This window comes from Allocoleopsis sp. (genome assembly GCF_036703385.1).
GTDB lineage: Bacteria > Cyanobacteriota > Cyanobacteriia > Cyanobacteriales > Coleofasciculaceae > Allocoleopsis.
The window spans coordinates 1-10,336 of record NZ_DATNPA010000105.1 but is presented as its reverse complement, the minus strand read 5'-3'; the positions used below and the strand labels follow the sequence as shown (position 1 = coordinate 10,336).

The following is a 10,336-nucleotide window of genomic DNA, read 5'->3' as shown; positions in this document are numbered from 1 at the left end:
ATCTCCTCCGAAGAGAACTAGATCTACGGGTTCTGAAATCGCTCGGTCAATACATGTCGAAAGGCTATTGACAAAATCTTCTAAACGTGTGTTTAAACCCGTGATTGGGTTGAGCCGTCCGTGGGAAAAGCCACTTCCCATATGGATATCTGACAAGTGAAGAATTTTAATCATGCCGCTTGGTTAGGGGTCAGGGAGTTACAGGTTGATTCCCGGTTGAAGGTTGGAGGTTGGAGGTTGAAGGTTGGGGGTTGGGAGTTGGAGGTTGGAGGTTGGAGGTTGGAGGTTGAAGGTTGAAGGTTGGAGGTTGAAGGTTGAAGGTTGAAGGTTGAAGGTTGAAGGTTGGAGGTTGAAGGTTGGAGGTTGGGGGTTGGAAGGTTGGCATCATTAACCCTCTTTTGTTATTTCCGGGTAAGAAGCACGATTTTTGTAGGGGCGAAGCATTCTTGCCGCAAGTTTGGTGCAAAGCCTAAAAGCTTTATTCAAGAATGCTTCGCCCGAACTCTAAGCCTCAAAGTAACAAAAGAGGGATTAACCTGCAACCTGCAACTTGCTAACCTTCAACTGTAATGGTCTTCAAGATTGGGCTCAGATTCGATTTCACTCATTACTTGCTCTAGAGCCTCACAGATGACCTGCCGTTGTTGAGCATCGTAGCCCCAGCGTTGTAGAAATGTTTGGTAGATACCTTCTCCCGTTGTGGCACTTTCATATAAGGCAACAAAACGCTCTCGCAACTGAGGTAGTTTAAGCTTTTCAATGAGGCTGATAGTACGCGATCGCACTCGGTCAGATCCTTGAGCCATCTCTTCATTACCCTGGCGGCGATGGGTAACGGCCTGTGCGGATGACATGGCTAAATTTTTCACCAAAAGTTCTGCCACAATATCTGGCGATGACTGTAGTGCCTGAATCACTTCAGGTGAGGGTTTGTCGGCTAAGGTGTCTTCAGAGGTGAGGTAGCTAACAAAAAAACCTCTGGCACCGTTTTCACTTTTCACTAACTGAGCGATCGCCTCAGAAATTTCTGGCGCTGATAGTTCACCCGCCGTCATTTGGGACATCAATGACTGGGTGAGTGCGATCGCTTCTTCAAATGTCACTGACTCTGGAATGCTCACGCGAGTACTGATATTAGTTCGTGCCGTTTAATCTCTAATACTGTTGATGATACTCAATCACTGCAACAATCTCTCTTATTTTTCGGTAATTATCAATAGAAACCTGGGTCGAATCAGTGTAAATAGCTGAAATCAACCCAGGTTTCATGAGAAGGGCATTGCTTTAAGGCACAATAGCTTACTCCTGATTTTTTACCCAAATCATCCTGATAGAGTCAGAAGCTTCTGTATCGGTTACTAACCATCTAACAGCAACTGGATTCCTTGTAGTTGTTGTAGCTTGTGCCAAGACTCGTGTGACTTTTACATGGAAGCTGAATGCTGACTCGGAGCGATAGGACAAGGTTTATGCCTGTCTCGAATGTTGCTATTTATACCTTAGCCGCTCTGACGGCATCGGCGTTAAGCGATGAGGCGAACGCTTCCCCTAGCTTGACGCTTTCGACAAAGGAGTTAGATGCGGACAATTTTCTGGTAGTAAGGACTACCACGCCAGAGCCAACAAAGGTAAAGAACGCGATCGCCCCGCCTGAAACGCTGGAGGCACAACCTGACACATCGGTAACAGCGACTACGATGAAACATAGAGAGGGGCAGAGGAAAAGGGAAAGAGTCAGAGAATTTAACCCCATCACCTCCGGAGTACATTCCGCTACGCTTTCACGAAAGCTCCAGCCACCCCATCACCTCTTGAGTAAAGCTCCGGTCGCCATCTCTTCTTCTGTCAAACTATCGGTCTTTACTGCTGATATTTTTACCCCATATCTCGATCAAATTAGAGCAAGCCTATCGCCAGGGTTAATGATGCGCTTGCCATCTCAAATGGGTGAGCGTAGTAACCGGGATGTATTGAGTAGTCAATACATCGTTATAGCCTCTCCTTCTACCTTTCAATCTGGGCTAACAGTTAGTCTTTTCAGCTGCCAAGAGCAACAGCCATCTTGCTTAGTCGGGAGTTTTGAAGCCGCTGCAAAAACGTCCATTGAGGCTCAACGAGAATTCCGAAAGTATCAGAGCAAAGCAACTCCCATCACTCTAGTTAATAATATTCAGGGATATTTATTGGATGGAAAAAAGCAAGAAAAAATCTCTGAACTTTCATCCCTGATGTGGGAGCAGGACGACCAATTCTATACCGTCAGGATTCCCACGCAGTCACCCAAGATTCTCATGAATCTTGCCGACTCGATGGCCTCGTCAATCCCCTTTCAAAGCACGCAGGCATTACCTAAAGTTTCCTCTGACAATTCAATAACGGCAGTAGAAACTTTTCCAGAAGAAACTCAAACGTTAACAAAAAGCGTTCCAACACTTGAAGTTTCAGATAACTCTGTTAATGCTGTTAATACAAATCTTATAGAGCAGGCAACATCCGCACCACTGGTTCAAGCTTCTCCGGATGATATAGCTGACACAGAATCTTCTCCCAGAAATGATTCAGGAGCTGCTAGCACAGCCGGATTTTTACAGAGTCGTCAACCTGTTCTCACAACCGCTGACCAATTGCGGCAAGGGGAGGTTATAACTAATTTCCGTTACCGTCAATCTTTTCCAGCTGGGACAGCCGGTAGTGTTGGTCTGACGGGTCAGCCGACGTTTGGTATTACTTGGGGTGTTACTAATAACCTGGAACTGACGCTAGATGCACAGACGGTTGATAATTCTGGGCCAGTGACTCAAGGGTCATTTAATGCTCAACGCATCAATCCAGATGGTACCGGGCCTAACTTCTTTCAAGAATTGACCCTTCAGGCAAAGCAACGACTTTGGCAGAATCCGGAAGGTACGCTAGCGCTTAGTGGTGTAGCTGCGGCTTCTTTAGGAAATGCCAGTCGTCCTTTTCGGTTTTTCAATTCCAATGGCCCTGTTTCAAACGGAGAAAATCAGGGAGTGGTAACTTCACTAGAGTTGCCCTTTACCATCAGAACGGATGACCGCTGGCAGTTTACCCTTTCACCTAAGGTTGCATTTTTGCCGGATGATAATGCCTTGTATTTCAACACACCTCCTATAAATAACTCTGGCGCTTTTGGTACTACATTGGGTTTGGCAGGAGGTATCAGTTATCAGCTCAATTCAAAGCTGATGTTGTGGGGGGATGCTTTTGTTCCCTTTACAGGAAATAACACCCTTAATCGAAATACAGGCTTGCCTGCTCGAACAATTGCTTTTAATGCAGGTTTGAGGTATTTAGTCAATCCTCGCTTGGCTACAGATTTATTTGTTTCTAATACATTAGGCAATACCGGACCACTATCTATAGTTGCTGATCGAGATAACCTTGCATTCGGGTTGGGTGTTACCTATTTACCAGGAATCACCGGAGCTAATCGCCGTTATTCTCAACATTTTGGTTCAACCCAGCAACCGCCTCCCAGTACTCCAGCTGGGTTTGCTTTATTAGATGGCGGGACAATTCCTAATAAACAGTTGCTTTTGAGCCTACAAGGAGGAGGACAAGGATTATTAACGGGATTTCGGTATGGACTACTGGATGATTTAGAAATTGGTGCTTTTCTCGACAGCATTCCAGGTAACGTAGATGAGTCGGAATTAGGGCTTAGTGGCAAAATTCGCTTTTTGCATCAAGCCGATGGTGACCCCTTTACTTTAAGCGGGTTGGTAACTGTTGCACGGGCTAATAACGTACTCATCAATCTGGTTAATAATAATCGCAACGAATTAGGAAAGCTAGGTTTGGAGAAGGGTGGATTTGCATTTAGTAATGAGAAAACTGGGGAATTACTCATCCTCACTCTTTCTACCCCAATGCACTATCAATTTAAGGGGGGAAGTGCAATTTGGCTCACCCCTACTTTGGGATTTGTGCAACGGAGTGGTCTAGAAGTTGCTGGCTTGAACTTTGGAGGTTCAGTTCCTCTAGCTAAAACTTTAGATGTCATTGCAGAGGCGGGTTTAGAGTTGAGTGGGAAGGGTAATGCCTTTATCGGAAACAAGCGTGATACGGTTATCCCTTGGAATGTAGGCTTACGCTGGCGACCCGCTTCATTATTGGGTATTTCAGAAAAGAGCGCAATTTCTGGCCTGCAACTTGAAGCCTACGTTACCAATCGGGTTGGTACGACGCCGTTTGGCAGTCTTAGAGTCCGTGCTGATAATGATATAGCGATCGGTGCGGGTCTGGTGTTACCGATTCAGTTCTAGTACTATAGCGATTTCTGGCGAGATTAGGCCATCTTGAGGCGATCATATTGAACTAGCAGTCTCCCTAGCCGCTTCTCGCAGCCGCTCCACATCGCGCATCGGTGGCGCACCAAAGAGCCGCTTGTACTCCCGGTTGAAGTGCGAGGCATCGTCATAACCTACACGGTAGGCAGCACTGGTAGCGTCAAGGTTTTCCCCCAGCATCAGACGGCGAGCTTCTTGGAGCCGCAGTTGCTTCTGGAACTGCAAGGGACTCATGGCAGTGACAGACTTGAAGTGATGGTGGAAGCCCGAGACACTCATTCCAAGCTCTCCTGCGATGCTTTCAATCCGAAGCGGCTGGTTAAAGTCTTTCCGCAGGCGATCAACCGCTCTGGCGATGTGGTGGGTGTAGCCACCCAGAACTGCAATCTGACGGAGTCGGCTACCTTGCTCTCCCATCAGGAGTCGGTAAATGATTTCCCGCTTAATCAGTGGTGCCAGAACATGAGCTTCAGCAGGAGAATCTAGAAGCCTGACGAGCCGCACCACAGCGTCCAACAGATTTGCATCTAACGGACTTACGTCAATCGCTTTCACATCAGCACGGCTGCGCGATGAGGGATACCCTGCCTCAACCATGACTGAGCCAACGAGAGTGGGGTCGAGATCGAGGCGAAGGCTAAGATACGGTTGCGCCTTGGATGCTTCCAGAATTTGGCTGACAATCGGCAGTTCGACTGTAGCCAGCAGATAATGCATCGGGTCATACTGATAGCGATCGCTGCCCAAAAGGACTTCTTTGCTGCCCTGAGCGATCGCACAAAAGGCAGGGATAGAGACACTATGAAGGCATTCCGAAGGGGAGGAGGCGCGGTTGAAGTGCAATCCTTTCAGTGGCTCGATCGTCCCATCATGAAGAATAGCCTGTGCAATCCACTCCGTCAGTTCGTCTCGGTTGGCTTGCGCTCTGTCTGCCTCGCGCTTTGCCTGCGGGTCGTTCATTAAATCCCTATCGGACTTTTCAATTGTTTTGGCAGCGTTCATTTCTAAGTTTGCAGGATTGTACAACGATCTTAGACGATCGTTCTATTGCTTGCCCTTAAAGATTTCTAGAATGAAGCTAAAGCAATGAAAAATGATTCCGGCTTCTTATAAGCGTCTGGATTTTTATTCAAGAGAAAACGCAGTTTGGATTGGGCAAGAGATTCGCCTACTGACAACAAAAATTGTGTCAAGGCTAACCTTGCTTCTTAACAAATTCCCATCCCTACCGATAGAGCAAGCGATAAGTGCTCAATCTCTACGATTGGGCTAGCGACCAACATGGCATGAAGTGAAGGAATTAAGAAAATGGACATCAAAAGAAGTGGTTCACAGCCTTCCGCCAAAGGATCGACCGAGTATTTTACTGGCACTGTACGCATTGACCCCCTGTTCGAGGCATACGATCCAGGACGCACGTCTGGCGCTAGTGTCACGTTCGAGCCTGGTGCTCGAACGGCATGGCACACCCACCTATTAGGACAGACCCTAATTGTGACCGCTGGCTGCGGACTGGTGCAGCGCTGGGGTGGAGCGATCAAACAAATCCGTCCAGGGGATGTGGTTTGGTTTCCGCCAGGTGAAAAGCATTGGCACGGTGCCACGGAAACCACGGCTATGACGCACATTGCCATTCAGGAAGGGCTCGACGGCAAACCCGTGGACTGGCTGGAACAGGTCAGTGACGAGCAGTATGAAGGTCGATCTTAGTATCAACTAAGCAGGCAGACATTGTTGGGTGAAGAACTGAAGGAGAAAAACTATGCCTCATATCAGCGTAAAGCTATACCCCGGCAGGTCAGAACAGCAGAAAGTCCGGCTTGCCGAGCAAATCGTGAAAGACGTTGTTTCGCTTCTGGAATGTAGCGAAGAATCGATTTCGTTAGCGATTGAAGAAATCAAACCAGGAGATTGGGCAGAGAAGGTCTATAGACCGGACATTTTGAATAATCCAGACAAGCTCTACAAGCAGCCAGGATATAACCCATTTGAATAGCAACGGACAGCTTCGACTTTAATCTCAGTACCGAAGATATGAACGCGATCTCAACGCTGGACAGCAAGCAAAGCGCCTTCTTCGACCACCGCGATCCAGCGATGGTGAAGTCGATAGGCACTAGAAAAATCCACGACTGATTTGGTTTGAAGCCATCAAAGGAGAAACATTATGCAAAAGCGCACTTTGGGAAACAGTAATCTAGAAGTTTCAGCGCTCGGGCTGGGCTGCATGGGCATGAGCTTTTCCTACGCTCCCTTTCCCGACAAGCAAGAGATGATTGCCCTGATTCGTACTGCCGTCGATCGCGGTGTCACATTCTTCGATACGGCTGAAGTGTACGGTCCGTTCACTAACGAGGAACTTGTGGGCGAAGCTCTCGCCCCCTTCCGTGGGCAAGTGGCGATCGCTACCAAATTCGGGTTCAAACCTGCTGCCAACAGTGAATCGAGGTGGAGTGAGTTAGATAGCCGACCCGAACATATCAAGCAGGTGGTAGAAGGCTCGCTCAAGCGCCTTAAGGTGGAGACGATCGACCTCCTTTATCAGCATCGCGTCGATCCAAACGTGGCGATCGAAGACGTAGCAGGAGCAGTGAAGGAACTGATTCAGGAAGGAAAGGTGAAGCACTTCGGACTTTCTGAAGCAGGTGTGCAGACGATCCGTCGCGCTCACGCCGTTCAACCCGTGACGGCGCTCCAAAGTGAATACTCGCTGTGGTGGAGGGAGCCTGAAGGAGAGATCTTGCCGACACTCGAAGAACTCGGAATTGGCTTCGTTCCATTTAGTCCGCTGGGAAAGGGCTTCCTCACAGGCAAGATCGACGAGAACACGACATTCGATAGTTCCGACTTTCGCAACACTATCCCCCGCTTTGAGCCGGAAGCTCGGAAAGCGAATCAAACCCTGGTTGATTTGTTGAGCGCGATCGCACAACGGAAGCAGGTGACTCCAGCTCAGATCGCGCTTGCTTGGCTGCTGGCTCAAAAGCCGTGGATCGTGCCGATTCCAGGTACTACGAAGCTGCATCGCCTGGAGGAAAACATTGGGGCAGTTTCGGTCGAACTCACGCCCGACGATCTCCACGAGATTGATAGTACTGCCTCAAGGATCGCGGTGCAAGGCGCTCGATACCCTGAAGCCCTAGAGAAAATGGTCGGTCGCTAAGCGGCGAAAAAGCGGAACTCAGCCGTTAGTCAACAAAAAGAGGAATAAGATGATTAAAGACAAAGTTGTGATTATTACCGGCGCATCATCAGGGATTGGTGAAGCAACTGCGAAATTGCTTGCCAGCAAAGGCGCTAAAGTCGTATTGGGCGCGCGACGCGAACACCAATTGAAACAACTGGTTGATGCAATTCAAAAAGCTGGCGGACAAGCAGTCTATCAAGTGATGGATGTGGTTAACCCATCTGATAATACTGAGATCGTCAAGCTTGCCAAGGAAAAATTTGGACGTGTCGATGTTATTTTCTTGAACGCTGGCATCATGCCCACTTCTCCACTTTCTGCATTGAAAACAGATGAATGGAATCAAACGGTTGATGTCAATATCAAGGGTGTACTCAATGGTATCGCTGCTGTGTTGCCCACATTTGTTAGCCAAAAGTCTGGGCATGCGATCGCAACTTCATCGGTTGCTGGATTAAAAGCTTATCCAGGCGGTGCGATCTATGGTGGGACGAAATGGTTTGTACGCGATTTCATGGAAGTTCTACGCATAGAGTCTGCTCAAGAGGGGACTAACATTCGGACTGCGACCATTTATCCTGCTGCAATTAACACTGAGTTGTTAAATCAGATTACCCACCAAGATGCGGCTGAGAAAATGACAAAGTTGTACGAGCAACATGGCATCTCACCCGATCGAGTAGCCAATGTTGTGGCGTTTGCGATTGACCAGCCAGAAGACACAAACGTGAACGAATTTACGATTGGCCCAACCACGCAGCCTTGGTAAGGATCGTGCTGGTGGTTAGGCTTTCCGTTGCTAACACTAAGCCTAAACGGTGAAAACGTTACATGTAAAAAAGGTCAGTGACGAGCAATACAACGGCAAATGATGGAGCAATCCTGATGAAAAAGCTCCGAAGTGTTCTTGGCACTGATGTCTGTCATGATATTTAGCCTTTCATTGGTGTCGGAGGCACAAACAATGAACCACGATCAACGCTTAGACGCACGACAACAAAGCATTGTCACCATCGCCGCCTTCACCGCCAACGGCGATATGGACGATCTATCTACTGCCCTAAATGAAGGGCTTGATGCTGGCTTGACCGTGAATGAGATCAAAGAGGTTTTGGTGCAACTGTACGCTTATGCAGGATTCCCGCGCAGTCTAAACGCTCTCAACACCTTCATGGGCGTTCTGAAAGCAAGGGAGGCAAAGGGAATCAAGGACGCAGCAGGCAGGGAAGCAAGCCCACTTCCGATCAATAAAAGTCGTATCGAACTTGGAACAGAAATTCAGACACGCCTTGTAGGAGGACCGATTTCTGGAGAAGTTTATACATTTGCTCCCGCTATCGATCAGTTATTGAAGAGTCACTTGTTCGGAGATATCTTCGGGCGCGACAACCTGAACTACCAAAGTAGAGAGATTGCAACCATTGCGGCTCTTGCCAGCATGAAAGGTGTTAACTCTCAACTGCAAGCGCATTTCAGAATCGGCATGAATACCGGACTGACCGAGGCACAGTTGAACAGCCTCATATCTGTTCTCCAGTCCAAAGTCGGCAAGCCTGAAGCCGATAATGCGAACGAAATATTACACATGGTTTTAAGCAACAGCGCCCGATCATGACGAGTGATGTTGTGAAGTAAAGAACTGAGGGAAAAAACGATGCCTCACATCAGCGTCAAGCTCTATCCAGGCAGGTCAGAACAGCAGAAGGTTCGGCTTGTCGAGCAAATCGTGAAAGACGTTGTTTCAATTCTGGAATGCGGCGAAGAATCGATTTCGGTAGCGATCAAAGAAATAAAACCAGGAGATTGGGCAGAGAAGGTCTATAAACCGGACATTTTGAATAACCCAGACAAGCTCTACAAGCAGCCAGGATATAACCCATTTGAATAGCAACGGATAGCTTCGACTTTTAACTCAAATATAGGAGTTCAAACAATGCAAACGCGCAAACTTGGAAATAGCAATCTGGAAGTGTCAGCGATCGGGCTGGGCTGCATGGGAATGAGCTTTGGCTATGGTCCGGCAGCAGACAAGCAGGAGATGATCTCACTGATTCGGTCAGCCGTCGATCGCGGTGTCACATTCTTCGATACTGCTGAAGTCTACGGGCCGTTCACAAATGAGGAACTCGTAGGCGAAGCGCTTTCTCCGTTTCGTGGGCAAGTGGTCATTGCCACTAAGTTTGGGTTCAAACCTGCTTCTAATGGCGAATCGAGGTGGAGTGAGTTGGACAGCCGACCCGAACATATTAAAGAGGTTGTGGAAGGTTCGCTCAAGCGACTCAAGGTTGAGGCGATCGACTTGCTCTATCAGCATCGCGTTGATCCGAACGTGCCGATCGAAGACGTGGCGGGAGCCGTGAAAGACTTGATTCAGGCAGGGAAGGTGAAGCACTTTGGTCTCTCGGAAGCAGGCGTGCAAACGATTCGTCGCGCCCACGCTGTCCAGCCCGTGACGGCACTCCAGAACGAATACTCGCTGTGGTGGAGAAAGCCTGAGCAGGAAGTGCTCCCAACTCTCGAAGAACTTGGCATCGGTTTAGTCCCGTACAGTCCGCTGGGCAAAGGTTTCCTGACAGGCAAGATCGACGAAAACACCAAGCTGGACGAGTCCGACTTCCGCAACACCATCCCTCGCTTTGAGCCGGAAGCTCGGAAAGCGAATCAAGCATTGGTTGATTTGTTGAGTGCGATCGCTCAGCAGAAGAATGCGACCCCAGCTCAGATTGCGCTTGCGTGGCTGCTGGCTCAGAAGCCGTGGATTGTTCCGATTCCAGGCACCACAAAGCTGCATCGCTTAGAGGAAAACATAAGAGCAGCCTCGATCGAACTCACACCCGCC

The 10,336-nt window shown here is 48.5% G+C and carries 11 protein-coding genes and 1 pseudogene; 8 read left to right on the top strand and 4 right to left on the bottom strand.

Annotated features, from left to right (window positions below; translation table 11 throughout):
* From V6C93_RS38100 to V6C93_RS05330, 3 genes and pseudogenes are all read right to left on the bottom strand, one after another.
* Positions 1–174, bottom strand: a pseudogene (locus V6C93_RS38100) (DNA double-strand break repair protein Mre11); the annotation flags it as partial.
* A 16-nt stretch (positions 175–190) separates the two neighbouring features.
* Positions 191–388, bottom strand: coding sequence for a hypothetical protein (locus V6C93_RS05335; RefSeq protein WP_333475616.1), 198 nt, complete (start codon positions 386–388; stop codon positions 191–193).
* 172 nt (positions 389–560) lie between these two features.
* Entirely contained in the window at positions 561–1,064 is a 504-nt protein-coding gene (locus V6C93_RS05330) for a hypothetical protein (protein WP_414644154.1), read from the bottom strand.
* A 405-nt stretch (positions 1,065–1,469) separates the two neighbouring features.
* Between V6C93_RS05330 and V6C93_RS05325 the strand changes: the two genes are divergently transcribed.
* Positions 1,470–4,286, top strand: a complete 2,817-nt coding sequence (locus tag V6C93_RS05325) for a hypothetical protein (RefSeq protein WP_333475614.1) — start codon at positions 1,470–1,472, stop codon at positions 4,284–4,286.
* A 42-nt stretch (positions 4,287–4,328) separates the two neighbouring features.
* Here the strand turns inward: V6C93_RS05325 and V6C93_RS05320 are convergent, their stop codons facing one another.
* Positions 4,329–5,312, bottom strand: coding sequence for an AraC family transcriptional regulator (locus V6C93_RS05320; protein ID WP_333475613.1), 984 nt, complete (start codon positions 5,310–5,312; stop codon positions 4,329–4,331).
* A gap of 306 nt (positions 5,313–5,618) precedes the next feature.
* Between V6C93_RS05320 and V6C93_RS05315 the strand changes: the two genes are divergently transcribed.
* From V6C93_RS05315 to V6C93_RS05285, 7 genes are all read left to right on the top strand, one after another.
* The gene (locus V6C93_RS05315; protein WP_333475612.1) at positions 5,619–6,020 is read left to right on the top strand and encodes a (R)-mandelonitrile lyase; all 402 of its coding nucleotides are present in this window, start codon (positions 5,619–5,621) and stop codon (positions 6,018–6,020) included.
* A 52-nt stretch (positions 6,021–6,072) separates the two neighbouring features.
* Positions 6,073–6,306, top strand: coding sequence for a tautomerase family protein (locus tag V6C93_RS05310; RefSeq protein ID WP_333475611.1), 234 nt, complete (start codon positions 6,073–6,075; stop codon positions 6,304–6,306).
* A 171-nt stretch (positions 6,307–6,477) separates the two neighbouring features.
* Positions 6,478–7,473 (top strand): aldo/keto reductase, encoded by a 996-nt coding sequence (locus V6C93_RS05305; RefSeq protein ID WP_333475610.1) that lies wholly within the window; start codon positions 6,478–6,480, stop codon positions 7,471–7,473.
* Between the two features lie 49 nt (positions 7,474–7,522).
* Positions 7,523–8,266: an SDR family oxidoreductase gene (locus tag V6C93_RS05300; protein ID WP_333475609.1), complete on the top strand. Its 744-nt coding sequence runs from the start codon at positions 7,523–7,525 to the stop codon at positions 8,264–8,266.
* Between the two features lie 195 nt (positions 8,267–8,461).
* The gene (locus tag V6C93_RS05295; protein WP_333475608.1) at positions 8,462–9,112 is read left to right on the top strand and encodes a carboxymuconolactone decarboxylase family protein; all 651 of its coding nucleotides are present in this window, start codon (positions 8,462–8,464) and stop codon (positions 9,110–9,112) included.
* 39 nt (positions 9,113–9,151) lie between these two features.
* A complete protein-coding gene (locus V6C93_RS05290) occupies positions 9,152–9,385 on the top strand; it encodes a tautomerase family protein (protein ID WP_333475607.1) in 234 nt (77 codons plus the stop codon).
* 45 nt (positions 9,386–9,430) lie between these two features.
* Positions 9,431–10,336 (top strand): aldo/keto reductase (locus V6C93_RS05285; protein WP_333475606.1); only part of this gene is annotated, 906 nt, incomplete at its 3' end.